This window comes from Paraburkholderia sp. BGA-UO-ETr-F21 (genome assembly GCF_059567925.1).
Genome location: NZ_JCAQOY010000008.1, coordinates 1 through 24,125, shown reverse-complemented (window position 1 = coordinate 24,125; position 24,125 = coordinate 1). Strand labels below are relative to the sequence as shown.

Below are 24,125 nucleotides of genomic sequence, written 5' to 3'. Positions count from 1 at the left end.
CTGCTCGTGCTCAGAATGGATCTTCGACGTCGGTCGGGTGAGTGTTCACGGGAGGCGCACGTTGTTCGCGCTGTAGCTCGTGCAATGCGAGTTGGTAGTGCGTGCAAATCCGCCAGCGTAGATCGTCGATGAGTTCGACGACGGCGAACGCTTGCTCGGCGGACCAGTTGTCTGGGATCAGGAAGTCGAGCCCGCAGGCGACCCCGGAAGGCAGTTGACGGCGCGTCATGTTGCCTTCTTCTCAGCCTTCGCCGCACTACGTTTCTTCGTGCGCTGCTCGGCGCGTTCACGTGCCTCCTTCACACGATAGGATTCGCCCTCGATCACGACGACCTCCGCACGATGCACGAGTCGGTCAACGAGGGAGACGACGCAAGCCGCGTTCGGAAACACCTCATGCCATTCTTTAAATGGTCTGTTTGTCGTAACCACGGTCGAGGTGACTCCGTACCTTCTGCTGACGAGTTCGAACAGCAGATCGGCGTGGCGGTTTGAGTACGAGAGGTAGCCAACCTCGTCGATTACAAGCACGTCGGGCGAGGCGTAGCGATTCAGTCGGCGGCGCAGGGCAGAATCGCTATCGAGCGCGGCCAGTTCACCGAGCATCTGGCCGGCGGTGGTGAACAACGCGGTGTGGCCGCCCGCGATTGCCTGATAGGGGTCGCTTGAGAAAACGGAAAATAAAGCACGTTTAGCCGGCGACGCCCTGTCGGAAAGGGCGTGGGCTACGGCGCGGCGAACGCTTCGTCCATCTGGCGGGAGCGTTTAGCCTCGTCGCTTAGCAGGTAGATCGAGGTCGTTGCGATAGAGGCGTGGCGCAGGTTGTCCCGCACGGTCGTCAGCTCCGCGCCGCGAGCAAGCGCATGGGTGGCGTGGGTATGGCGCGTCCAGTGGGGGCTGGCGCGATGCAACTTNTACGACCAACGCGATTGAGAGCATGCACATGCAGTTGCGCAAGATCGTCAAGAACCGCGGTCATTTCCCCAGCGACGAAGCCGCCAGCAAACTGCTGTATCTGGCCTTGCGCAACATCGAAAAGGATTGGAAGATGCCGCCTATCACCTGGCGGCAAGCGGTCAATCAGTTCGCCATTCTGTTCGGCGAGCGATTCACCTCCGCCATGAGCTGAGATTTTTTAATCGACCTCAGCACACAAAATTCCTGACACCTCCCACAAACGCGCCGCGCAGGCAAAAAAAACCACCAACCTCACGCCTTCAAATACTGCTCCCGAGCCCCCAGCCACCTGGCCAGATGCTGCACCACCACCTCGGGATACTTCTCCAGCAAATCAGCCGCCGCCTCCCGCGCAGGCTCAATGAGCCACTGATCATTCTCAAGATCCGCAAACCTGAGCATCGCCGCACCTGACTGCCGCGCCCCCAAAAACTCCCCCGGCCCGCGAATCTCCAGATCCCGTCTGGCGATCTCAAACCCATCGGTCGTCTCGCGCATAGTCTGAAGCCGCGCGCGCGCAGTCATCGACAAAGGCCCCGTATAAAGCAGCACACAAACCGAAGCCGCACTCCCACGCCCCACCCGCCCACGCAACTGATGCAACTGCGCAAGCCCAAACCGCTCGGCATGCTCGATCACCATCAACGACGCATTCGGCACATCCACGCCCACTTCGATCACCGTCGTGGCCACCAGCAACTGCACCTCGTTGCGAGTAAACGCATCCATCACCGCCGCTTTCTCAGCCGGCGCAAGTCGCCCATGCACGAGGCCAACCTTCAGCTCGGGCAACGCGGCCACCAGCGTTTCATAAGTCTCGACCGCGGTCTGCAACTGCAAGGTCTCGCTTTCCTCGATCAGCGGACACACCCAGTACACCTGACGCCCCGTCAACGCGGCCTCGCGCACGCGCCCGATCACCTCCTCGCGCCGCGTGTCGGACACGAGCTTGGTCAGGATCGGCGTGCGCCCGGGCGGTAATTCGTCGATGGTCGACACGTCGAGGTCGGCGTAATACGTCATGGCGAGCGTGCGCGGAATCGGCGTCGCCGACATCATCAGTTGATGCGGCTGAAAGTCACGCGCGCCGTCGGCGGCGTTCTGCGCCTTGGCGCGCAACGCAAGCCGCTGCGCCACGCCGAAACGGTGCTGTTCGTCGACGATCACGAGCCCAAGGCGCGCGAATTCGACCGCGTCCTGGATGATCGCGTGCGTGCCGATCACGAGTTGCGCCGTGCCGAGCGCGGCGGCTTCGATCGCGGCGCGTTTTTCTTTGGTCTTCAGACTGCCTGCGAGCCACGCGACGCTCACGCCAAGCGGCTCCAGCCAGCCACGTAATTTGCGCGCATGCTGTTCGGCAAGAATTTCGGTCGGCGCCATGAGCGCGGCCTGATAGCCGGCGTCGATGGCCTGCGCGGCGGCCAGCGCGGCGACGATTGTCTTGCCGCTGCCGACGTCGCCCTGCAATAGCCGCTGCATCGGATGCGGCTGAGTCAGGTCGAGCGCGATCTCGCCGCCCACACGCTCCTGCGCCGCCGTCAGCGAAAACGGCAACGCCTTCAGCAAGCGCGCGACCAGCGCGGATTCGTCGCCCAGCTTGCGACGCGGCATGGCCGGCGCCGCGCGAGTGCGGCGCTCTTCGTGTGCGCGCTTGAGCGACATCTGCTGCGCGAGCAGTTCTTCGAACTTGATACGCACCCAGGCCGGATGCGTGCCGTCGATCAACGCGGTCTCATCGGACTGCGCGCCCGGATGATGCAGCGTGCGCACGGCCTCCATCAGCGACGGCACGCCGAGCGGCTGCAACCACGTGCGCGCAACGGCCTCAGGCAACAACTCCGGCAATGTCGTACGCGAAAGCGCGTTATCGATCGATTTGCGCAGATAGGCCTGCGTCACGCCCGCCGTGCTCGGATACACCGGCGTCAGCGCCTGCGGCAGCGGCGTGTCTTCGTCGACCACGCGCACCGCCGGATGCACCATCTCCATGCCGAAGAAACCGCCGCGCACGTCGCCGCGCACCCGCAGCCGCGCGCCGATCGCCATCTGCTTGACCTGCGAGCCGTAGAAGTTCAGGAAGCGCAGCACGAGTTCGTCGCCGGCGTCGTCATGCAGCTTCACCAGCAACTGACGGCGCGGACGATAGGCAATCTCGTTGTCGAAGACCACACCTTCGGTCTGCGCAATGCCGCCGGGCAGCAGATGCCCGATCGGCGTCAGCGAAGTCTCGTCCTCGTAACGCATGGGCAGGTGCAGCACCAGGTCGATGTCGCGCGTGAGGCCGAGCTTGGCGAGCTTGTCGGCGGTTTTTTCGGCGGGTTTGGCGGCGGACTTGGTGGAAGATTTCGCAGCGGCCTTGGGTCCGGACTTGCCAGCAGGTTTGTCGCCGAATATGCCGGCGGATTTGTCGGCAAGTTTGCCGGCGGACAGCTCGGCAAGGCTGTCGGCGCGCGCGCCGCCAGATGCGTCAGCGAGCTTGCCTACGCGTTGCCCGCTAATTTCGTCAATGGTCTTGCCATCCGATTCGTCGCGTTGTTGCGCAGCTTTTTCAGCGCTCGACTCGGGATCCGCGCCAACACCCTGGCCCGCATCGCTCCCCGCCGCCACCGCCTTGCCCCGCGAGCCGCGGCGCCTGGGTTCGGCGCTCACTTCATCGGTAACGGAGGGCAATCGGCGGTCGGACAAAGGCATGGGCTGCTTCGCAAGTACAATATCGGCTGTCAAAGGGTTCGCCGCCATACGGCGCGCGCTCTCGCGGGCCGCTCCGGCGTCCCGCAATCATAGCCGCCCGGCTCCGGCTTCGGCTCAATTCAGTCTCAATTCGCTTCCAGTCGTTCATGTTGACGCTTTCCGATTTCGATTTCGATCTGCCTCCCGAGTTGATCGCACAAGTCGCGCTGCCCGAGCGCAGCGCGAGCCGTCTGCTCGAGGTGGACAACCCGGCCGACGCCACCGGCGCGGCGCGCCTGATCGACCGCCGCTTTGCCGAGTTGCCCGAGTGCATCGCGCCCGGCGATCTGCTGGTCTTTAACGATACCAAAGTCCTGAAGGCGCGGTTCCTCGGCCAGAAGGCCAGTGGCGGCAAGATCGAAGTGCTGGTGGAGCGCCTCACCGGCGAGCGCACGGCGCTCGCGCAGATTCGCGCCAGCAAGAGCCCGCAACCCGGCACCACGATCCGGCTGGCGGATGCCTTCGACGTCACGATCGGCGAACGCGTCGAGCCCTTCTACACGCTGCATTTTCCGGACGACTGCCTGACGCTGATCGAACAGTTCGGCCGTCTGCCGCTGCCGCCGTACATCGAGCACGATCCCGACTCGACCGACGAAACCCGCTACCAGACAGTGTTCGCGCAGAATCCCGGCGCGGTCGCCGCGCCCACAGCGGGCCTGCATTTCGACGAGGCGCTGCTCGCACGCCTCGACGCCGCGGGCGTGCAGCGCGCGACGCTAACGCTGCACGTCGGCGCGGGCACGTTCCAGCCGGTGCGGGTGGAAAACCTCGCCGAGCACAAGATGCACAGCGAGTGGTATCACCTGCCGCAAGCGCTCGCCGACCAGATCGCGGCGACGCGCGCACGCGGCAACCGCGTGATCGCGGTGGGCACGACCTCGATGCGCGCGCTCGAAGCCGCCGCGCGCGACGCCGAAGCCGCGGGCCGGCCGCTTGCCGCCGCCAGCACGGAAACCGACATCTTCATCACGCCGGGCTATAAATTCCGCGTGGTTGACCGGCTAGTGACCAATTTCCACTTGCCCAAGTCGACGCTGCTGATGCTGGTGTCGGCTTTCGCGGGCGTTGAAACCATTCGCGAGGCGTACCGCCATGCGATCGAGCAGCGTTACCGCTTCTTCAGCTATGGCGACGCGATGCTGCTCACCCGGCGCGACGTTTGAGCCCAAGACCAGCCGTTTAAAATTCGCAGTTCCAGGAGCCGCCGAGAACCCTTCCGGCGGCATTCATTATTTGCGCCGGACTGTTTTCCGGTAGCACAGGAGTTATTTCATGACCGACGGTCACACCGTTAGCACGCGTGCCGATCACGGCGCTTATCTCGGCGACCACGTTCGCCCCGAAAACGGCCTCAAATTCGAACTGCTCGGCACCGACGGCCAGGCCCGCCGCGGCCGCGTCACGCTGAATCACGGCGTGGTGGAAACGCCGATCTTCATGCCGGTCGGCACGTACGGGACCGTGAAGGCGGTGCAGCCGCGCGAGCTGGAGGAAATGCACGCGCAGATCATTCTCGGCAACACTTTCCATCTGTGGCTGCGTCCGGGTCTTGAAACGATCGAGGCGCACGGCGGCCTGCACGGCTTCATGGGCTGGAAAAGGCCGATCCTGACCGACTCGGGCGGCTTCCAGGTGTTTTCGCTCGGCGATCTGCGCAAGATCACCGAAGACGGCGTCACATTCGCGTCGCCGATCAACGGCGACAAGCTGTTCCTGTCGCCCGAAGTGTCGATGCAGATCCAGAAAGTGCTGAACTCGGACATCGTCATGCAGTTCGACGAATGCACGCCGTACGCGACCAATAACGTGCCGACTTCGCACAAGGAAGCGGCCGATTCCATGCGCATGTCGATGCGCTGGGCGCAGCGCTCCATCGACGAATTCAACCGGCTGGGCAATCCGAACGCTCTGTTCGGCATCGTTCAGGGCGGCATGTTCGAAGACCTGCGCGACGAGTCGCTGGCAGGGCTCGCGGAGAAGGATTTCCACGGTCTGGCGATCGGCGGGCTGTCGGTCGGCGAACCGAAAGAAGACATGATGCGCGTGTTGAACCACATCGGCCCGAAGCTGCCGGCCAACAAGCCGCACTATCTGATGGGCGTTGGCACGCCGGAAGACCTGGTGGCGGGCGTCGCCGCCGGCGTCGACATGTTCGACTGCGTGATGCCGACCCGCAACGCGCGCAACGGCTGGCTTTTCACGCGGTTTGGCGACATCAAGATCCGCAACGCCACGCACAAGAATTCGCTGCGCCCGCTCGACGAGCAATGCGGCTGCTACACCTGCCGAAATTTCACTCGCGGCTACCTGCACCATCTGCATCGCGTAGGGGAAATCCTCGGTGCGCAGTTGAACACGATCCACAACCTGCACTACTACCTCGAACTGATGCAGGAAATCCGCGATTCGATCGACGCGAAAATGTTCGAGCCCTTCCGCAAACGCTTTCACGAGAACCGCGCGCGCGGCACCGCCGAGGCGCCGTAACGGCGCGGGGGCCGCGGATTCAGCGGAAGAATCCGTCGGCCTCGCCGGGAAAACCTTACAATCGACTTTCGCGAACGGCGCTAAAAACGGCAAACCAGCCTTTAAACGGTTGATCCCAAAGCCGATTCGCCGCGCCGACGCGCGTCAGGCCGGTGGTAGAATAACCGGCTGATTTTTTTGATCGTTTTGACTTATAACGGAGAGACCAACGTGTCGTTCATTTCCAATGCCTTCGCCCAAGGCACCGCAGCAGGTGGCGTTGAGTCGAACCTGATGAGCTTCCTGCCGCTGATCCTGATGTTCGGCGTGCTGTACTTCATCATGATTCGCCCGCAAATGAAGCGCCAGAAGGAACATCGCAACATGCTCGCCGCCATGGCCAAGGGCGATGAAGTGGTGACGAATGGCGGCATCGTCGGCAAGGTGACCAAGGTGGGTGAAGCTTACGTCGGCGTCGAGATCTCGGAAGGCACGGAAATCACCGTGCAAAAAGCGTCGGTCACGACGATTCTCCCGAAGGGCACGATCAAGTCGCTGTAAGGCCTGCTCTCTCGCGTCCGGCGCGGCCTCGCCCGCGATTCATGCAATCCAGCGCTGAATCGCCCGCGCTCATCGCCGGACGCATCGCTTCCAAGCCAACCTTCCCGTTGGACCACTCATGAATCGTTACCCCCTCTGGAAATACGCCGTGATGCTGGTGGCTCTGGTCATCGGCCTCGTGTACACGCTGCCCAACCTGTTCGGCGAAGCGCCGGCGGTGCAGGTGTCGAGCGGCAAGGCAACGGTCAAGCTCGACTCGACCACGCTGTCGGCTGTCGAAGCCGCGCTCGCCGCGAATCAGATCAAGCCGGACGACGTCACGTTCGACAACGCGTCGACCAACGCGAACATCCGCGTGCGTCTGCCGGACACCGACACGCAACTGCGCGTGAAGGACCTGCTGCAGAAGTCGCTGAACAGCGACCCGACCGACCCGCAGTTCATCGTGGCGCTGAATCTGCAAAGCGCGTCGCCGCGCTGGCTGACCGCCCTGCACGCGCTGCCGATGTACCTCGGTCTCGATCTGCGCGGCGGTGTTCACTTCCTGCTGCAGGTCGACATGGCCGGCGCGCTCAACAAGAAGCTCGACTCGGACGCTTCGGACGCGCGCACGCTGCTGCGTGACAACAATATCCGCGACGGCGGCGTGAACCGCGTCAACCAGACGGTGGTGATCAATTTCGCCGACCAGGCGAGCGCGGACAACGCATCGAAGCAACTGAGCCGCAGCATCAGCGAACTCCAGTGGGCCTCGCAAGCGAGCCCGGACGGCAGCGTGCAACTCGTCGGCACGTTCACGCCGACGGTGCAGAAAGCCGTGCAGGACGCCGCGCTCAAGCAGAACATCACCACGCTGCATAACCGCGTGAACGAACTCGGCGTGGCCGAGCCGGTGATCCAGCAGCAAGGCTCCGACCGCATCGTGGTCGAACTGCCGGGCGTGCAGGACACGGCGAAGGCGAAGGACATCATCGGCCGTACGGCAACGCTCGAAGCGCGCCTCGCCGATCCGGTCAACACGCATCCGAATCCGTCCGATCCGGTGCCGCCGGGCGACGAACTGTTCACGCAAGGCAACCAGACGCCGGTGCTGCTGAAGAAGCAGATCATCTTCACGGGCGACCGGATTATCGACGCGTCAGCGGGCTTCGACGAACACCAGCGCCCCTCGGTCAATATCCGCCTGGATTCGGCCGGTGGCCGCGCGGTGCGCAGCGTGTCGCGCGACAACATCGGCAAGCCGATGGCCATGGTGCTGTTCGAAAAGGGCAAGGGCGAAGTGCTGACGGTGGCGACCATCCAGTCGGAACTGGGCGACCGCTTCCAGATCACCGGCCAGGCCACGCCGCAAGGCGCCGCCGACCTCGCGCTGCTGCTGCGCGCCGGTTCGCTGGCCGCGCCGATGGACATCATCGAAGAACGCACGATCGGCCCGAGCCTCGGCGCGGACAACATCAAGAAGGGCTTCCACTCGGTGGTGTGGGGCTTCGCGGCGATCGCCGTCTTCATGATCGCGTACTACATGCTGTTCGGCGTGATCTCCATGATCGGCCTGTCGGTCAACCTTCTGCTGCTGATCGCCGTGCTGTCCATGCTGCAGGCCACGCTCACCCTGCCGGGTATCGCCGCTATCGCGCTCGCGCTCGGTATGGCGATCGACGCCAACGTGCTGATCAACGAACGGGTGCGTGAAGAACTGCGCAACGGCGCGCCGCCGCAACTGGCGATCCAGAACGGCTACGCGCACGCCTGGGCAACGATTCTCGACTCGAACGTCACCACGCTGATTGCCGGTATCGCGTTGCTCGCGTTCGGCTCGGGCCCGGTGCGCGGGTTTGCGATCGTGCACTGTATCGGCATTCTCACGTCGATGTTCTCGGCCGTGTTCTTCTCGCGCGGCATCGTCAACCTCTGGTACGGCGGCAAAAAGAAGCTGAAGTCGCTGGCCATCGGTCAGGTGTGGCGTCCGGATACGGCGCCCGCGGGCTCGGCGGCTTACCTCGGTAGCGAAGACGCCGCGACCGACACGGCGCAAGCCGTCGCCGCGGTCGCCGCCAAGCCGTCGAAGGCGAGAGCTGCGGTCGCGCAGGCTCGCGCCGGCAAGCCGACCGTACGCCGCCGCAACGCGCCGGGTTCGTCGACTACGTCGAATACGTCGAATACGCCGCAGAAACCGGGTTCATCCCGCTGAGTCCCGGAGAACAAGACCATGGAATTTTTCCGTTTCCGCAAAGACATTCCGTTCATGCAGCGTGCGTTGATCTTCAACGCGATCTCGCTGCTGACGTTCCTTGCTGCTGTGTTCTTCCTGCTGCATCGCGGGCTGCATCTGTCGGTGGAGTTCACCGGCGGTACGGTGATCGAAGTGCAGTATCCGGGCGCCGCGCCGCTCGAACCGGTGCGCGGCACGCTAGGCAAGCTCGGTTATGCCGACGCTCAGGTGCAGAACTTCGGCACCTCGCGCGACGTGCTGATCCGTCTGCCGCTCAAGCAGGGCTATACGTCCGCGCAACAGAGCGATCAGGTGATGACCGCACTGAAGGCCGAAACGCCGCAGGTGCAACTGCAGCGTGTCGAGTTCGTCGGCCCGCAGGTCGGCAAGGAACTCGCCACCGACGGCCTGCTCGCGCTGGCCTGCGTGGTGGTCGGCATCGTGATCTACCTGTCGTTCCGCTTCGAATGGAAGTACGCGGTGGCCGGCGTGATCGCGAACTTGCACGACGTGGTGATCATTCTCGGCTTCTTCGCGTTCTTCCAGTGGGAGTTCTCACTCTCCGTGCTGGCTGCGGTGCTCGCGGTGCTCGGCTACTCGGTGAACGAATCGGTTGTTATCTTCGACCGGATTCGTGAGACCTTCCGCCGCGAACGCAAGCTGAGCGTGATCGAAGTGATCAACCACGCGATCACCAGCACGATGTCGCGAACCATCATCACCCACGGCTGTACGCAGATGATGGTGCTCTCGATGTTCCTGTTCGGCGGCCCGACGCTGCACTACTTCGCTCTCGCGCTGACGGTCGGTATTCTGTTCGGTATCTACTCGTCGGTGTTCGTCGCCGCGGCGCTCGCCATGTGGTTTGGCGTGAAGCGCGAAGACCTGATCAAGGACAAGAAGGAACGCAGCGACGCGGACGATCCGAACGCGGGCGCGCAAGTCTGATCCTGTTTTAGCGTCAGACCTCGGAATGCAAAAGGCCGGTTCATGATGAACCGGCCTTTTGCGTTTACCGCCGCCCTGCCTTACCGTCGCCCTGCTTCACCGCCGCGCCGCGCCCATCCGCGGAGGCAACTGCAAGCGTCCACCTCAGCGGAACCCAAGCTTGCGCCGCGCCGCCATCAGCGCGACGAGGCTCACCACCGCGGCGAAAATCAGGTAGTAACTCGGCGCGGTCTTCGAACCCGTCGCGCTGATCAGCCACGCAATGATGAACGGCCCGAAGCCGCCGAAAATCGTCACGGCAATGTTATAAGCCAGCGACATGCCGGTCGTACGCGTTTGCACCGGAAACATCTCCGAGAGCAGACCCGGCAGCGCCGCGAAGTAACCGGTCATCAGAAAGCCGAACACGATCTGCATGGCGATCAAGGTGCCGAAAGTCGGATGCGCGACCAGGTACGCGAAGGCCGGGTTGATCAGCACGAGCAGTAGCAGCGCCGAGATCAGCATGATCGTGGTGCGTCCGTGCCGGTCGGACAGATGGCCGACCAGCGGCGAGAACACCATCTGGATCACGCCGGTCAGTGCGATCGCCGCGAACGCGACCGAAGGCGCCAGTCCCAATTGCTTCACGCCGAAGGTTGGCATGAACAGCACCAGATACGTCGATACCGTGCCGAGCACCACCACGCCGATCGCGATCAGCAGGCGCAATTTCTGGCTGGTGAAGGTGTCGCGCAGCGGCGTCGTGGTCGTTTCGGCAGCGAGGAATTCGGGCGTCTCATCGAGCCTGGTGCGGATGTACCAGGCGACCGGTCCGATGAGGAGGCCAAAGAAGAACGGTACACGCCAACCCCACGAGGCCATCTGCTCAGGCGAAAGCTTGCCGGTGAGCAGTACACCGAAGCCGGCGGCAAGCAGCGTGGTGAGCCCCTGACTCGCCACCTGCCAGCTCGCGAAAAAGCCGCGCCGCCCCGGCACGTGTTCCGCGAGAAAGGCGGTGGCGCTGCCGAACTCGCCGCCCGCCGAAAAGCCTTGCATCAGACGGGCCAATACGAGAATCACCGGTGCGGCGAGGCCGATGCTCTGATAAGTCGGCAGGACCGCGATGATTAACGTGCCGGCCATCATCAGCAGGATTGAGAGTGTGAGCGCCGCCTTGCGGCCGGCGCGGTCGGCGTAGGCGCCGATCACGATCGCGCCGAGCGGCCGCATGAAGAACGACACACCGAAGGTGCCGAGCGTGAGAAGCAGCGAGACCGTGTCGTTACCGGCCGGGAAAAACAGCTTTGCGATGACCACCGCGAAAAAACCGTACACCACCAGATCGAACCATTCCAGCGCGTTGCCGATCGAGGCCGCGACCACCGCGCGCCACGAACTTTGCCGGCTCCCCGTGAGGCTTGCTGCTGTCGTTGCGTTCATGCAGATCTCCAATTCGCGCGGAATATTATTCATGTGGGCGTGACGCCCTGAATGCCCGACTGGATGCGCGCACAACCAGTGCGGTGCCTGCGCTCTATGTACCCGAAAAATTAATACGGCGCGAGTGCGAAATTGCGCTATGCCGCTGCATAAGGCTTCCGGCGTCTCAGGCGGCCAATAAAAAACCGCTTCGTCGCCAAAGCGAACGAAGCGGTTTTTTTGTTGCGACGCAACGGTCGTGCGATTCAATACCCGCACGCGGCAGACGCGTTAAGCGTTTATTGCTTGATGCCTTCGGCCTGAATATGCAGCTTGGTATCCATATTGAAGCCGTACTTGGCGCCGAAATCCATGCCGTAGTCAGCACGGTTGAAATGGGCGCTCGCTTCCACGCCGCACACTTCGCGCTTGAGCACCGGATGCGGCATGCACTTGAACGACTCGATCTTCAGATTCAGCGGCTTGGTGACACCGTGCATCGTCAGATTGCCGATCACTTCGACCGGCTTGTCGCCGTCGAACTTGATCTCGGTGCCCTTGTAGGTTACCGAAGGATATTTGGCGACGTCGAACAGCGCATCCGTCTTCAGATGCTCGTCGAGCTTGCTGTTGCCGGTGTCGATCGAAGCGGGATCGACCGTCACGTCGACGGTACCGGTTTTAGCCGAACGGTCGAGCGTGACCGTGCCGGAGCTCTTGGTGAACTTGCCGCGCCACACCGAAAGACCGCCGAAGTGATCCGCCTCGAAGCTCGGATACGTGTGGGTCGGGTCGAGCTGATAGGTATCGGCCGCCGCGAACGCGCCCAATGAGAAAGAAGAAGCGAGCGCGCCGATGGCGATCAACATGGATGTTTTCAATTCGTGCTCCTAGGTTCCAGAAAAAAGCTGCCCCGCCCGAGCGGCGGGGCGAACGTCACTTATGTGCTGCAACGATATGAAACTTGATGACCACTTCGTCGGCGACCACCGAGGTGTCTTTCCATTCGCCGGTGCCGATATCGAACTGCGAGCGCTTGATCGGCAATGAACCGTCAAAGGTTTGCACCGCGCCCTGCTGGGACACGGTGACCGGCACCACCACGGTCTGCGACTTGCCCTTGATGGTCAGCTTGCCGGTCACCTTGAACTGGTTGCCGCCGGCCGGCGCAATCGCGCTCGAAACAAAAGTGGCGCTCGGATACGTCTTCGCGTCGAACCAGTCCTTGCCGCGCACCTGGTCGTTGTAGCTTTCGTCGCCGAGATCGTAGCTGGCCACGTCGATGCTGAACTGCGCACTGCCGTCGGCCGGTTTTGCCGGATCGAACTTGACCTGCGCGGTGAATTTACCGAATTTGCCTTCCACCGGCACATTCATCTGTTTCGACGTGGCCGTCACCGAACTCTTCGCGACGTCGACTTGCGCCATGGCGCTGCCGGCCACGGTCAACGAGGCCGCGGCAAAGGCGGCGAGCATGTAGCGATAAAACGAAACCTTCATGGTTGTCCTTATTTGAGGAAAGGGAGCATGCGCGAAAGCAGACCGTCGCGATCCAGCCATTGATGCTTGAGCGCGGCCGCGACGTGCAGCGCGACGAGCACGAGCAGGGTGTAATTCAGCGTGATATGCACGTTCTTCAGCAGTTCCTTGAGGTGCGGGTCCGGCGCGATCAGGCGCGGCAGCGGAATCAGCCCGAGGTACACCACCGGCACGTTGGCCGCCGAACTATAGAGGTAGCCCGAAGCGGGAATCGCGATCATCAGCACGTACAGCAACACGTGTACGAGATGCGCCGCGCCGCGCTGCCAGACCGGCATGCGGCGGGGCATCACGGGCGCCGCGTGCGTGGCGCGCCACAGAATGCGCAGGACGGCGAGCGCGAATACCGTCACGCCGATCCACTTGTGCCACGAAAAATACTTCAGCTTGGTGGGCGTGAAGCCCGGGATATCGGTCATCACCCAGCCGAGCGCGAAGCCGCATACGATCAGCAGCGCGATCAGCCAATGCAGGGCAATGGCAGTCGGCGAATACGATTCCCGGCTACTGAATGAAGGATTGAGTGCCATGACAGGTCAACGCAAGCTAAGAGAGGTTAACGGCGCAGTCCGCATGAATATTCCGGATGCCGATGCGCAAGGCATCGGTTCATCTGAACGGACAATGCCTGCGGCGACACGCGCCAAGGCGGCCATGCTACCCGAACCGGAAAAAACTGGCAGAACGTTGCCGCAGGCCACCCACGCGGAGTTTCAGCGCCGATACTGCACGCATTGAACAATTAGGGACGGAGGCTGTCAGAGCTAGACGGATGCAATGTAGGATTAACCGCCCGCCGTCGTGCGCCCCGGCTCACAATCGTCACAATCCGACCTCGGCGCAACAGCCGGTGCGACGGCGGGGCGCCTTTGGTACTATTGCTCCACACTTTCATCAGACCTGCCAAAGAAACGGGCATTGCACGCTTCCCCTCACACTGTCAGCCCTTTGCCCTATGGAACATGACAACCTGATCGCGTGCCATGAGTGCGATACGCTGTTCCACAAACCCCGGCTTGTCGGGCGCACGCTCGCGCGCTGTCCGCGCTGCGGGGCTACGCTTTATCGCGGCGTCTCCCGCAAGCTCGACGCCATCAGCGCCATGACGCTGGGCGCGCTGATCACCTTCCTGATCGCGCAGGGCTTCCCGATCGTCGAACTCGAAACCAACGGCATCACGTCGCAGACTACGCTATTCGGCGCGCTCGTCGCGCTGTGGGACGAGGACATGCAGATCGTCGCGGTCATGGTGTTCTGCTCGACCATCCTGTTCCCGCTGACCGAACTCGTCGCACTGCTCTATGTGCTGATTCCGTTACGCGCCGGCTATGTGCCACGCGCCTTCAACCGGGTGCTGCGCGCCATTCAATTCGTGCGCCCGTGGGGCATGATTGAAGTCTTCATGCTCGGGATACTGATCACCATCGTGAAGATGGTGAGTCTCGCGCGCGTGATTCCCGAGGCGGCGTTGTTTGCGTTCGGCGTGCTCACGCTGATGCTCGCCGTGGTGGTCACGTTCGATCCGCGCATTCTGTGGGACCTCGCCGACGAACTGGGCGCCCGCGACCAACGGCCGCTGCCGCGCACTTCCGCCGACAGCGCGGCCGCCGCCGTCAACTCGGTCGCCGGACCGCCCGCGCCGCCCGACGTGCGTAGCGCGGAGCCAACCGCGTTGCCGCCGGTGCCGCCGGCGCCACGTCGAGGATGAGCACATCATGAAATACATCACCGCGAGACGCGCGGGCCTCGTCAGTTGCCACGCGTGCGGACGCGTCGAGCCGCGCATTCGCTCCGTCACGGCGCAGCACTGTTCACGGTGCGGCGCGCACCTTCACTCGCGCAACCCCGACAGCCTGATGCGCACGTGGGCGCTGCTGATTGCCGCCGCGCTGCTGTATATTCCCGCGAACCTGCTGCCGGTAATGCACACGGCGTCGCTGCTCGGCTCCGAAGACGACACCATCATGAGCGGCGTCGTCTATTTCTGGACCTCGGGCGACTGGCCGCTCGCGGTGATCGTGTTTATCGCCAGCATCATGGTGCCGATGCTCAAGCTGAGCGTGCTGGTGCTGCTCACCATCACGGCGCAGCGCCGTTCGCGCTGGCGGCCCGACCAGCGCATCACGCTTTACCGGATGGTCGAGCGGATCGGGCGCTGGTCGATGCTGGACGTGTTCGTCGTCACGCTGACCGTCGCGCTGGTGCGCTTCAAATCGCTTGCCGTCATTACGGCCGGCCCGGGGGCGATCGCCTTCGGCTCGGTGGTGATTCTGACCATGCTGGCCTCCATGCAGTTCGACCCACGGCTCATCTGGGATCACGTGGAAGGCAGCGTGCAAGGCGGCGTGAAGCGCAATACCCAAAAACCTCAGGACCTCAAACATGACTAGCCCGCAAGAACCGACGCCCGCCTCCGATGCGCCGCGCAACGATTCGAACGGACCGAAGCTGCCGCCCCAACTCCCAGACCCGGAAATCGAACCGCGCAGCCGCTGGCTGCCGTCTCTCGTCTGGGTGATTCCGCTGATCGCCGCGCTGATCGGCATCGCGCTCGTGATCAAATCGGTCACCGCGAAAGGCCCGACCATCACGATCAGCTTCGTCAGTGCCGAGGGGCTCGAACCGGGCAAGACCAAGGTGAAGTACAAGGACGTCGACGTCGGCTCCGTGAAGACCATCACGCTGTCGAAAGATCTGTCGCACGTACTGGTACAGGTGCAGTTGACCAAGGAAGGCGAAGACTTCGCGGTCAAGGATTCGCGCTTCTGGGTGGTGCGGCCGCGCGTCGGCGCGAGCGGCGTGTCGGGTCTCACCACGCTGCTCTCGGGCGCGTATATCGGCGCGGACGCCGGGCACTCGCCGGATAGCGAGAAGGACTTCGTCGGCCTTGAAACGCCGCCGCCGATTACCGGCGACCAGAAGGGTCACCAGTTCGTGCTGCACGGCGACTCGCTCGGCTCGATCGACATCGGCTCGCCGATCTTCTACCGGCGCGTGCAGGTCGGCCAGGTGGTCGGCTTCTCGCTCGACAAGGACGGCACCGGCGTGACCATGCAGGTCTTCGTGTCCGCCCCGTTCGACCAGTACGTCGGCACCAATTCGCGCTGGTGGCATGCGAGCGGCGTCGATCTGCGGCTCGATTCCAGCGGCTTCAAGCTGAACACGCAGTCGCTCGCCACGGTGATCGTGGGCGGACTGTCGTTCCAGTCGCCGCCGGGGCAAGGCGTGGGCGCGCAGGCACCGAACAACATGACCTTCCGCCTCGGTTCGGATGAAGCCGATGCGATGCGCGAGCCGGACGGCGTGCCGCTGCGCGTGGTGATGAACTTCAACCAGTCGCTGCGCGGCCTGTCGATCGGCGCACCGGTCGATTTCCGCGGCATCGTGCTGGGGCAGGTGACCAACATCGGCATCGACTACGATCCGAAGACGCGCAGCTTCACCATGCCGGTGACGATGAACCTTTATCCCGACCGCCTCGGCAGGCGCTTCCGCGAAACCGCGCCGGCACCGGGCAGCCTCGCGGGTCAAACCATGCTGCAACAGCTCGTCAAACACGGTTTGCGCGGCCAGTTGCGCACCGGCAATCTGATTACGAGCCAGTTGTACGTGGCGGTGGACATCTTCCCGAAGGCGCCGCCGGCAACCGTCGACGTGGCGAGCGATCCGCTCGAACTGCCGACCATTCCGAACACGCTCGACGAGTTGCAGCTCCAGGTCGCCGACATCGCGAAGAAGCTCGACAAGGTACCGTTCGACCAGATCGGCAACAACCTCAACAGCGCGCTGAAGAACGCCGATCAGCTCTTCACGCGACTCGACAAGGAAGTGGTGCCGCAGGCCCGCGATACGCTCGCGGCGGCGAAGCAAACCTTCGGTTCGGCCGAGGCGACATTGCAGCAGGACTCGCCGTTGCAGTCCGATGTTCATCAGGCGTTACAGGAACTGACGCGCACGTTGCAGTCGCTCAATGCGCTGTCGGATTATCTGGAGCGCCATCCCGAATCGCTGTTGCGCGGTAAAACAGGAGATAAACCATGATGTTTGCCCGGCTCCCTCGTCCGCCGCGCGGGTTCGCGCGCGGCGCCGTTCTTGCCGGCGCTCTGGCCGGACTGGTGACGCTGGCGGCGTGCTCGTCGCCGTCGAGCCGCTTTTATACGCTGGGAGCGGATAGCGCTGCCGGAGCCGCCGCGCCGGTCAGCGTCCGCACGGCGGCTGCGCCCGCGTGGCTGATCGAAGTCGCGCCGATCGACGTGCCGCCGCAGGTGTCGAAGAATCAACTGGTCGTGCAAACCGGACCGACGCAGGTCAAAGTGCTCGAGGAAGAGCGCTGGGCCTCACTGCCCGGCGACGAGATCCGGCGCGCGTTGTCGACGAGTCTGACGCAGCAGCTCAACACGATCGACGTGTTCGGCACCGCGCACCCGGATGCCACGCCGGTGTATCGGGTCAGCATGAATGTGCAGCGCTTCGAGTCATGGCCGGGTTCGCATGCGTTGATCGACGCGGTGTGGAGCGTTCGCGCGGTACGCAGCAACACGGTGATGACGTGCCGTAGCGTGGTCAGCGAACCGGTGAGCGGCGGGTATGACGCGCTGGTCGACGGGCATCGGCGCGCGCTGCAGCGGATTTCCGCGCAGGTGGCTGCGGCGGTACAGGCCATGGCTGCCGCTGCTCCGCAAGGTCAAGGCGCCAAGGCAACCTCTTCCTCGGCCAAAGGAGCGACTGTGAGCGTGGCCGTGCCGGCGTGTCCTTCAGCGGACAGCGCTGCGGGAGCCGGCGCCTGAAGTGTTCGATTCGCTCAAACGTCTCAACAGGAAATGGCGCGCTTCGCGCGACGGCGGTCACCAGCCCGATGCGCTGCTGGCGATCGCCGACCGCACTGCACCTTATCCGGAGCGCAGTGAGTGGCTGATCGAACTCGCTCACTGGATTCGCCGGGGCCGCGTGGTCCAATCCGGCGCCACCGCTGAAGACACCGCTAGCCACTCGATCCCTGCGCACACGCGAATTCGCTACCTCCTGCATGTGCTGGATCGCAACCCCGTCTGGAAGGCCAACGTCGCCGGCACTCTGCGTGCTCTGCTGCGCGAGAGCGACGGCCTTTCGCTGCTGTGCGACGCCGGCATGCCCGTGCATTCGGGCTTCTTCGGTGCGTTGTTCGAGCGGCTCGAAGCAGCATTGATTCCGCCCGCGCCGAACCGGCGCGACCTCACCGCGATCGTCACGCTCATGTTCAGCTCGGAGCGGGACGCCGAATGGATCGGCGCGCTTCCCACCGATCTGCTGATCCGCATTCACGCGCTTTTCGACTACGCGGCGGACGAAGACGAACAACGCGACGCCACGCCGTTTTCGCTCGACCTGCTGGCCGCGCTGCATAACCTGACCTGCCAGATCAGCTCGACGGGCCTGTCGCAAACCGTGCGCAGCCGTTTGGGCGGAGCCGATCCGGACGAGCACGGCTTCGATCACGCGCACCGTGGACGCGACGGCCATGACGCCCACGAGGCCAGCGACATGCGCGTCGCGATGGAAAAGCAGCCGTTCTACCGGCTCACGCGTGCGATGCTCGCCGTCGAAGCCGCGCATCAGGCGTTCGTGGCGGGCGCCCCGCAAGACCCGCTGCTGCACGAGGTCAACTATCTGCGGCTGCTGCTCGACGAATGCCGCGGCGCGACCGACAACGTCTTCGCGCACCTCTATCGCAACGGCGTGAGCGTCGACATCGTGTTCCAGGTCGAACGGATGCGCATGCGGATCGTGCGCGCCGAGCATCTGCTCAATGCATGGATGGCGCACGACGATCCGCACGCCGGCGCGCGTCTTACCGCCGAACTCGTCGACGCGAATCATGCGAGCCAGAGCGTCGCGCATCTGATGCGCAGCAACTTTTCTCTGCTGGCGCGCAAGGTCGTCGAATACAGCGCCGATACGGGTGAGCACTACATCGCCCGCGATCGCACCGAATATCTGAAGATGCTGCGCATGGCGGCCGGCGGCGGCCTCGTCACCGTCGTCACGGTATGCGTGAAATTCGCTATTACGGGCGCGCATTTTCAGGCGATGTTCGAAGGGCTGCTCGCCGGCATCAACTACGCGGCCAGCTTCCTGCTGATGCACTTTCTGCATTTCTCGCTCGCCACCAAGCAGCCGGCCATGACCGCGCCGACGCTCGCGCGGGAACTCGACGGTGTCGGCACGCCAGCAGGGGTCGACAGTTTCGTCAGTTCGGTGACCGCGCTGATGCGCACACAGGCCGCCGCGGTACTGGGCAACGTGCTGCTGGTGTTCCCCGTGAGCCTCGGCGTGCAACTGCTGTGGCACGCGCTGTTTCACGCCGACATCATTTCACCGACGAAGGCGCACGCCACGCTGCATTCCTTCTCGCTCTGGGGGCCCACGCCGTTCTATGCCGCGTTGACCGGCGTGCTGCTGTGGTCGTCCAGCCTGCTCGCGGGTTGGGCGGACAACTGGTTCGTGCTGCATCGCGTCGCCGACGCCCTCGCCTACAACCGCCGTCTGCGCCTGACGCTCGGCGCGGCCGCCGCCAACCGGATCGCACGGTTCTGCCGCGCGAATGTGGCCGGAGTCGTTGGCAATATCACGCTCGGTCTGATGCTCGGCCTGGTGCCGGCGATTCTCACCGCGTTCGCGTTCTCCTTCGAAGTGCGGCACGTGACGCTGAGCGCCGGTTCGATCGGCGTCGCGCTCGGCGTGCTCGGCAAGGACGCGCTGAAGCTGCCGGAGTTGTGGTGGGCGGTGGCGGGTGTCGGCAGCATGGCGATACTCAATGTGGCGGTGAGTTTCGCGCTCGCCTTCTATATGGCGGTGAAATCGCGCGACTTGCGGCGCAACGCGGTGCGCTCGCTGCGCGGCGCGATCTGGCAACGGGTGTTCCGGCATCCGCTGGAGCTGGTCTGGCCGGCAAAAACGGCGCGCTCGGTCAGATAGCGCGTCGCGGTGGAAACCGCTCGCCGCGCCGCCGCGCAAGCGGGCGCGGCTTGCCGCCAGACGATCGCGCATGGGCGGCTCAGCCCGACCGCGTACAATAGCGCCTTATTCAACGCCTTCCGGCAACCTCAATGTCCTTCGATTTCTTCCTCCCTTGCCCACGCGGCCTTGAAGCCTCGCTCGCGGCTGAACTCGCCGAAATTGCCGCCCAGCACCTGAACGGCGCGCCGTTCACGGCCGGCGCACAAGTGCCGGGCGGCGTGCATTTCCGCGGAGGCTGGGCTGCCGGCATGGCCGCCAACCTGTATTCGCGCCTCGCGAGCCGCGTGCTGCTGAAAATCGCGCATCGCCCGTATCGCAGCGAGCAGGACATTTACGCGCTCGCCGTCGAACAGCGTTGGGAACAGTGGTTCTCCGCGAACGAAACGCTGCGCGTGGACGTCACCGCGATCAAATCGCCGCTGCGCAGCCTGGAATTCACCACGCTGCGTGTCAAGGACGCGATCTGCGACCGTCTGCGCGAAGTCAGCGGCGCGCGTCCGAGCATCGACACCGCCATGCCCGACGTGCGCGTGTTCGCGTTTCTTACCGCCACCGACTGCACGCTGTATCTCGACACCTCGGGCGATCCGCTCTTCAAGCGCGGCTGGCGCCTCGACAAGGGCGCGGCGCCGCTGCGCGAGAATCTGGCCGCGGGCATTCTGCGTCTGACCGGCTGGACCGCCGGCACGCCGCTGTACGACCCGATGTGCGGCAGCGGCACGTTCCTCGCCGAAGCCGCGCAGGTGGCGCTGAAGATCGCGCCGGGCGCGGAACGCCGCTTCGGCTTCGAAAAGCTCAAGCAATACGAGGCCAAGACCTGGCAAGCGCTCAAGGCCGCCGCGCTCGACGCGAAACATGCCGCGCGTAGCTCGCGTGCCGATCTGCAGATCTTTGGCAGCGATATTTCCGGCGACATGCTCGACAAGGCGCGCGCCAACTTCCAGCGTGCCGGCCTGCCGTCAATTCCGCTCAAGCAGATCGACGCGCGCAACATGACGCCGCCCAGTTCCGCCGCGGGCATTCTCGTCGCCAACCCGCCCTATGGCGAACGGATCGAAGTGCGCGGACGTAACGCGCGCGGCGAGCTACGCGAAGGCCGCGGCAATCGCGAGAGCCGCGAAGATGAGGGCTTTCGCCGCGCTCAGGAAGAAACGCCGGATAGCGAATTCTTCCATTCGCTCGGCGACGCGCTCAAGCAACGCTTCACCGGTTGGCATGCGTTTATCCTGACGTCGGATCGCAAGTTGCCGGGACAGTTGCGCCTGCGTGAATCGACCAAGACGCCGCTCTTTAACGGCGCGCTCGAATGCCGCCTGTTCCGTTTCGACCTGATCGCGGGCAGCGTCCGGCAACGGCCGCAAACCGATACGCCGGCGGCTTGAGGCATACCGTCTCCTGTACCGCTGCAAGGCGATAAAAACCGCGAGCCGTGAACCGGCCTCGCGGTTTTTTTTCGCCTGCCGCGTGCTTTAGCCCCGCCACTTCTTTGCTCGCTCCTGCCACCCCTACTGACACCACGCTGTCAGTAGCGCCCCCGCACACTCCTTCTCACGCCATCCGGCGCTTTGCACGGCTTACCCGCCATCCATAGGAGAGTGACATGTCCGCAGCATCCAAAGTTGTTGCATGGTTCGAGATTCCGTCCGTCGATTTCGATCGCGCCGTTCGTTTCTACGAAGCCGCGCTCGACGTCAAACTGAACGTGCAGGACATCGGCGGCCAGCCGATCGCCGTGTTCGGCTATGAAGAACCGGCCACCGGCGGCGCGATCGTCCACAGTCCGTCGATGACGCCGACCGGCGACGGCGTGCTCGTCTACCTGAACGCGCAGCCGACCGTCGACGCCGTCCTCGCGCGAGTCGAGAAAGCCGGCGGCAAAACCGACGGCCCGGTGATCAAGCTGCCGCAAGACATCGGCTATATCGCATTCTTTACCGATACCGAGGGCAACCGCCTCGGCCTGCATTCGCGGACCAACGGCTAAGCAACTCGACGTCCGTGCGCGGCGGCCGCCACGCGCCACGCACGGACGCTGACCGGAGCACGGCATGCGGCGCTATCATCGCGGGACTGCCCCTGCCCTCCTCTACCCAACGCCTACGATGACGCGCCGCGCCGACCGCCTGTTCCAGATCGCCGAGTTGCTGCGCGGACGGCGTCTGACCACCGCGCAGCAGCTCGCCGACTGGCTCAACATCTCGCTGCGCACGGTCTATCGCGATGTACGCGATCTGCAACTGTCAGGGGTGCCGATCGAAGGCGAAGCCGGCATCGGCTACCGCTTGAGCCGCACGGCGAGTTTGCCGCCACTCACCTTTACCGCCGACGAACTGGCCGCGCTCGCCGCGGGCGCGCGCATGCTCGAATCGTGGGGTGGCGCCGGCTTCGCGGGCGGCGCGCGTGGGGCGCTCGCCAAAATCGCCTCGGCCATGCCCGCCGACAAACGCGCGGCGCTGGAAAGGCTGGCCGTCTTCGCGCCGTCGTTTCACATCAAAGGGGATTTTTCCGCGCAACTCGACGCGCTGCATCGCGCGATCGACACGCGGCACGTGGTGAGCTTTGCTTACGTCGATGTGAACGGCGCGGCGACCGAGCGTCGTGTCTGGCCGCTTGCGCTCGCCTACTGGGGCGCGCGCTGGACGCTCGGCGCATGGTGCGAACTGCGCGGGGATTTCCGCAATTTCGGACTGGAGAAGATCCAGAATCTTCAGGTGCGCGAACAGTATCCGGATCAGGAAGGCAGACGGCTTGCGGATCTGTTGCGGCATGTGAATGCGAAGCCGAAGTGACGATCGCGGTTTGCCGTGGCGAGGCAAACCGCGAAATCATTTCAAGCCGCTTTACTCGACCGCCTTCACCATATCCTCAATCACCTTCTTCGCGTCGCCGAACACCATCATCGTCTTGTCCATGTAGAACAGGTCGTTGTCGAGCCCGGCGTAGCCTGCTGCCATCGACCGCTTGTTGACGATCACCGTGCGCGCCTTGTACGCCTCGATAATCGGCATGCCCGCGATCGGCGATTTCGGATCGTTCTTCGCCGCCGGGTTCACCACGTCGTTCGCGCCGAGCACCAGCACCACGTCGACCTGCCCGAACTCGCCGTTGATGTCGTCCATTTCATAGACCATGTCGTAAGCGACTTCGGCTTCGGCGAGCAGCACATTCATGTGCCCAGGCATGCGGCCGGCCACCGGGTGAATCGCGTACTTCACCTCGATGCCTTTCTCCACCAGCTTGTCGGTCAGTTCCTTCAACGCATGCTGCGCACGTGCGACGGCGAGGCCATAACCCGGCACGATCACCACGGTTTCGGCATTGCCGAGCATGAACGCTGCATCATCCGCCGAACCGGATTTCACCGGACGCTGCTCAGCCGACCCGCCCGCCGCCGCCGCGCCCGGCTCGTTGCCGAAGCCGCCCAGAATCACGTTGAAGAACGAGCGGTTCATCGCCCGGCACATGATGTACGACAGAATCGCGCCGGACGAGCCGACCAGCGAGCCCGCGATGATCAACATCGGATTGTTCAGCGAGAAGCCGATGCCCGCCGCCGCCCAGCCCGAGTACGAGTTCAGCATCGACACGACCACCGGCATATCCGCGCCGCCGATCGGAATGATGATCAGCACGCCGAGCACGAACGCGATCAGCGTCATGATGATGAACGGCAGCCACGATTGCGTGAGAAAGAAGATCACGCCGAAGCCGAGCATCGCGAGCGCGAGCAGCAGGTTGATCAGATGCTGCCCGGCATACACGACCGGCGCGCCCTGGAACAGCCGGAACTTGTATTTGCCCGACAGCTTGCCGAACGCGATCACCGAACCGGAGAACGTGATCGCGCCAACGAACGTGCCGATGAACAGTTCGACGCGATTGCCGTACGGCAGGAAGCCCGGCGCGGTGTTCTCCGGATCGACCAGACCGAACGCGGACGGCTCCGACACCACCGCATACGCGATACATACGGCGGCCAGACCGATCAGCGAGTGCATCGCCGCGACCAGCTCCGGCATCTTGGTCATCTCGACGCGCGCGGCGACGAACGCACCGACCGCACCGCCGATCACCAGCGCGACCAGCAGCAGACCGAGACCTAGGCCGAGGTTCGAGCCGAGCCCGTTCGCCTGCTTGACGATCAGCGCGATGGTGGTGAGAATCGCGATCGCCATCCCGGCCATGCCGAAAGTGTTGCCGATGCGCGCGGTTTTAGGATTGGACAGCCCCTTGAGCGCCTGGATGAAGCAGACCGACGCGACCAGATAAAGCAGCGTGACGACGTTCAGACTCATTACGCGTTCTCCTTGGC

Annotated in this window: 21 protein-coding genes and 3 pseudogenes; 15 read left to right on the top strand and 9 right to left on the bottom strand. The window is 63.9% G+C overall.

Features of this window, described 5'->3' with window-relative positions:
• Positions 1-10: 10 nt before the first annotated feature.
• The 3 genes and pseudogenes from AC57B1_RS06935 to AC57B1_RS06925 form a co-directional block, all read right to left on the bottom strand.
• Positions 11-229, bottom strand: coding sequence for a hypothetical protein (locus AC57B1_RS06935; protein WP_496417057.1), 219 nt, complete (start codon positions 227-229; stop codon positions 11-13).
• A pseudogene (locus tag AC57B1_RS06930) lies at positions 226-657 on the bottom strand (ATP-binding protein); the annotation flags it as partial. The gene AC57B1_RS06935 and the pseudogene AC57B1_RS06930, both read right to left, overlap by 4 nt.
• A gap of 68 nt (positions 658-725) precedes the next feature.
• A pseudogene (locus AC57B1_RS06925) lies at positions 726-914 on the bottom strand (tyrosine-type recombinase/integrase); the annotation flags it as partial.
• Between AC57B1_RS06925 and AC57B1_RS06920 the strand changes: the two are divergent.
• Positions 902-1,129: pseudogene (locus AC57B1_RS06920) on the top strand (transposase); the annotation flags it as partial. The pseudogenes AC57B1_RS06925 and AC57B1_RS06920 sit on opposite strands and share 13 nt — an antisense overlap.
• An 80-nt stretch (positions 1,130-1,209) precedes the next feature.
• Here the strand turns inward: AC57B1_RS06920 and recG are convergent.
• On the bottom strand, positions 1,210-3,648 hold the full coding sequence (gene recG / locus AC57B1_RS06915) for an ATP-dependent DNA helicase RecG (protein WP_496417056.1): 2,439 nt from the start codon (positions 3,646-3,648) through the stop codon (positions 1,210-1,212).
• Between the two features lie 146 nt (positions 3,649-3,794).
• Between recG and queA the strand changes: the two genes are divergently transcribed.
• From queA to secF, 5 genes are all read left to right on the top strand, one after another.
• Positions 3,795-4,853, top strand: a complete 1,059-nt coding sequence (gene queA, locus AC57B1_RS06910; protein WP_496417055.1) for a tRNA preQ1(34) S-adenosylmethionine ribosyltransferase-isomerase QueA — start codon at positions 3,795-3,797, stop codon at positions 4,851-4,853.
• A 109-nt stretch (positions 4,854-4,962) separates the two neighbouring features.
• Positions 4,963-6,177: a tRNA guanosine(34) transglycosylase Tgt gene (gene tgt / locus AC57B1_RS06905; RefSeq protein WP_496417054.1), complete on the top strand. Its 1,215-nt coding sequence runs from the start codon at positions 4,963-4,965 to the stop codon at positions 6,175-6,177.
• 210 nt (positions 6,178-6,387) lie between these two features.
• Entirely contained in the window at positions 6,388-6,717 is a 330-nt protein-coding gene (gene yajC, locus AC57B1_RS06900; protein WP_013587151.1) for a preprotein translocase subunit YajC, read from the top strand.
• A gap of 118 nt (positions 6,718-6,835) precedes the next feature.
• Positions 6,836-8,908 (top strand): protein translocase subunit SecD, encoded by a 2,073-nt coding sequence (gene secD / locus AC57B1_RS06895; protein WP_408301082.1) that lies wholly within the window; start codon positions 6,836-6,838, stop codon positions 8,906-8,908.
• 18 nt (positions 8,909-8,926) lie between these two features.
• On the top strand, positions 8,927-9,877 hold the full coding sequence (secF, locus tag AC57B1_RS06890; protein WP_091796696.1) for a protein translocase subunit SecF: 951 nt from the start codon (positions 8,927-8,929) through the stop codon (positions 9,875-9,877).
• A 144-nt stretch (positions 9,878-10,021) separates the two neighbouring features.
• Here secF and AC57B1_RS06885 read toward each other — a convergent pair whose 3' ends face one another.
• From AC57B1_RS06885 to AC57B1_RS06870, 4 genes are all read right to left on the bottom strand, one after another.
• The gene (locus AC57B1_RS06885) at positions 10,022-11,299 is read right to left on the bottom strand and encodes an MFS transporter (protein WP_408187557.1); all 1,278 of its coding nucleotides are present in this window, start codon (positions 11,297-11,299) and stop codon (positions 10,022-10,024) included.
• A gap of 278 nt (positions 11,300-11,577) precedes the next feature.
• Complete coding sequence (locus AC57B1_RS06880) at positions 11,578-12,147, bottom strand: YceI family protein (protein WP_091796697.1); 570 nt, start codon at positions 12,145-12,147, stop codon at positions 11,578-11,580.
• Positions 12,148-12,214: 67 nt separating this feature from the next.
• Complete coding sequence (locus AC57B1_RS06875; protein ID WP_091796698.1) at positions 12,215-12,778, bottom strand: YceI family protein; 564 nt, start codon at positions 12,776-12,778, stop codon at positions 12,215-12,217.
• Between the two features lie 8 nt (positions 12,779-12,786).
• A complete protein-coding gene (locus tag AC57B1_RS06870) occupies positions 12,787-13,347 on the bottom strand; it encodes a cytochrome b (RefSeq protein WP_091796699.1) in 561 nt (186 codons plus the stop codon).
• Here AC57B1_RS06870 and AC57B1_RS06865 point away from each other — a divergent pair.
• The 9 genes from AC57B1_RS06865 (at position 13,346) to AC57B1_RS06825 (ending at position 22,602) form a co-directional block, all read left to right on the top strand.
• Complete coding sequence (locus AC57B1_RS06865; RefSeq protein WP_496417053.1) at positions 13,346-13,555, top strand: hypothetical protein; 210 nt, start codon at positions 13,346-13,348, stop codon at positions 13,553-13,555. The two genes, AC57B1_RS06870 and AC57B1_RS06865, sit on opposite strands and share 2 nt — an antisense overlap.
• A 217-nt stretch (positions 13,556-13,772) precedes the next feature.
• Entirely contained in the window at positions 13,773-14,525 is a 753-nt protein-coding gene (locus AC57B1_RS06860; RefSeq protein ID WP_496417052.1) for a paraquat-inducible protein A, read from the top strand.
• Between the two features lie 7 nt (positions 14,526-14,532).
• Entirely contained in the window at positions 14,533-15,207 is a 675-nt protein-coding gene (locus AC57B1_RS06855; protein ID WP_408301089.1) for a paraquat-inducible protein A, read from the top strand.
• A complete protein-coding gene (locus tag AC57B1_RS06850; RefSeq protein ID WP_496417051.1) occupies positions 15,200-16,858 on the top strand; it encodes a PqiB family protein in 1,659 nt (552 codons plus the stop codon). The genes AC57B1_RS06855 and AC57B1_RS06850 overlap by 8 nt, the downstream gene beginning before the upstream one ends.
• Positions 16,855-17,604 (top strand): PqiC family protein, encoded by a 750-nt coding sequence (locus tag AC57B1_RS06845; RefSeq protein ID WP_496417050.1) that lies wholly within the window; start codon positions 16,855-16,857, stop codon positions 17,602-17,604. The genes AC57B1_RS06850 and AC57B1_RS06845 overlap by 4 nt, the downstream gene beginning before the upstream one ends.
• A 1-nt stretch (position 17,605) precedes the next feature.
• Positions 17,606-19,771 carry a site-specific recombinase gene (locus AC57B1_RS06840; protein ID WP_496417049.1) on the top strand — a complete coding sequence of 722 codons (2,166 nt, stop codon included), beginning with the start codon at positions 17,606-17,608 and terminating at the stop codon, positions 19,769-19,771.
• A 131-nt stretch (positions 19,772-19,902) separates the two neighbouring features.
• On the top strand, positions 19,903-21,195 hold the full coding sequence (locus AC57B1_RS06835) for a THUMP domain-containing class I SAM-dependent RNA methyltransferase (protein WP_408187549.1): 1,293 nt from the start codon (positions 19,903-19,905) through the stop codon (positions 21,193-21,195).
• A 218-nt stretch (positions 21,196-21,413) separates the two neighbouring features.
• Positions 21,414-21,797: a VOC family protein gene (locus AC57B1_RS06830; protein ID WP_091796706.1), complete on the top strand. Its 384-nt coding sequence runs from the start codon at positions 21,414-21,416 to the stop codon at positions 21,795-21,797.
• Positions 21,798-21,861: 64 nt separating this feature from the next.
• Positions 21,862-22,602, top strand: coding sequence for a helix-turn-helix transcriptional regulator (locus tag AC57B1_RS06825; RefSeq protein ID WP_496417048.1), 741 nt, complete (start codon positions 21,862-21,864; stop codon positions 22,600-22,602).
• Between the two features lie 51 nt (positions 22,603-22,653).
• On the opposite strand, the gene AC57B1_RS06820 is transcribed toward AC57B1_RS06825, so the two are convergent.
• Positions 22,654-24,108 carry an NAD(P)(+) transhydrogenase (Re/Si-specific) subunit beta gene (locus tag AC57B1_RS06820; RefSeq protein ID WP_095417458.1) on the bottom strand — a complete coding sequence of 485 codons (1,455 nt, stop codon included), beginning with the start codon at positions 24,106-24,108 and terminating at the stop codon, positions 22,654-22,656.
• Positions 24,109-24,125 lie beyond the last annotated feature (17 nt).

Excerpts from the sequence above, each read along its gene's own strand:
- AC57B1_RS06935 (WP_496417057.1), bottom strand. The coding sequence starts at position 229 with ATGACGCGCCGTCAACTGCCTTCCGGGGTCGCCTGCGGGCTCGACTTC.
- recG (WP_496417056.1), bottom strand. The coding sequence starts at position 3,648 with ATGCCTTTGTCCGACCGCCGATTGCCCTCCGTTACCGATGAAGTGAGC.
- queA (WP_496417055.1), top strand. The coding sequence starts at position 3,795 with ATGTTGACGCTTTCCGATTTCGATTTCGATCTGCCTCCCGAGTTGATC.
- tgt (WP_496417054.1), top strand. The coding sequence starts at position 4,963 with ATGACCGACGGTCACACCGTTAGCACGCGTGCCGATCACGGCGCTTAT.
- secD (WP_408301082.1), top strand. The coding sequence starts at position 6,836 with ATGAATCGTTACCCCCTCTGGAAATACGCCGTGATGCTGGTGGCTCTG.
- secF (WP_091796696.1), top strand. The coding sequence starts at position 8,927 with ATGGAATTTTTCCGTTTCCGCAAAGACATTCCGTTCATGCAGCGTGCG.
- AC57B1_RS06885 (WP_408187557.1), bottom strand. The coding sequence starts at position 11,299 with ATGAACGCAACGACAGCAGCAAGCCTCACGGGGAGCCGGCAAAGTTCG.
- AC57B1_RS06880 (WP_091796697.1), bottom strand. The coding sequence starts at position 12,147 with ATGTTGATCGCCATCGGCGCGCTCGCTTCTTCTTTCTCATTGGGCGCG.
- AC57B1_RS06875 (WP_091796698.1), bottom strand. The coding sequence starts at position 12,778 with ATGAAGGTTTCGTTTTATCGCTACATGCTCGCCGCCTTTGCCGCGGCC.
- AC57B1_RS06865 (WP_496417053.1), top strand. The coding sequence starts at position 13,346 with ATGACAGGTCAACGCAAGCTAAGAGAGGTTAACGGCGCAGTCCGCATG.
- AC57B1_RS06870 (WP_091796699.1), bottom strand. The coding sequence starts at position 13,347 with ATGGCACTCAATCCTTCATTCAGTAGCCGGGAATCGTATTCGCCGACT.
- AC57B1_RS06860 (WP_496417052.1), top strand. The coding sequence starts at position 13,773 with ATGGAACATGACAACCTGATCGCGTGCCATGAGTGCGATACGCTGTTC.
- AC57B1_RS06855 (WP_408301089.1), top strand. The coding sequence starts at position 14,533 with ATGAAATACATCACCGCGAGACGCGCGGGCCTCGTCAGTTGCCACGCG.
- AC57B1_RS06850 (WP_496417051.1), top strand. The coding sequence starts at position 15,200 with ATGACTAGCCCGCAAGAACCGACGCCCGCCTCCGATGCGCCGCGCAAC.
- AC57B1_RS06845 (WP_496417050.1), top strand. The coding sequence starts at position 16,855 with ATGATGTTTGCCCGGCTCCCTCGTCCGCCGCGCGGGTTCGCGCGCGGC.
- AC57B1_RS06835 (WP_408187549.1), top strand. The coding sequence starts at position 19,903 with ATGTCCTTCGATTTCTTCCTCCCTTGCCCACGCGGCCTTGAAGCCTCG.
- AC57B1_RS06830 (WP_091796706.1), top strand. The coding sequence starts at position 21,414 with ATGTCCGCAGCATCCAAAGTTGTTGCATGGTTCGAGATTCCGTCCGTC.
- AC57B1_RS06825 (WP_496417048.1), top strand. The coding sequence starts at position 21,862 with ATGCGGCGCTATCATCGCGGGACTGCCCCTGCCCTCCTCTACCCAACG.
- AC57B1_RS06820 (WP_095417458.1), bottom strand. The coding sequence starts at position 24,108 with ATGAGTCTGAACGTCGTCACGCTGCTTTATCTGGTCGCGTCGGTCTGC.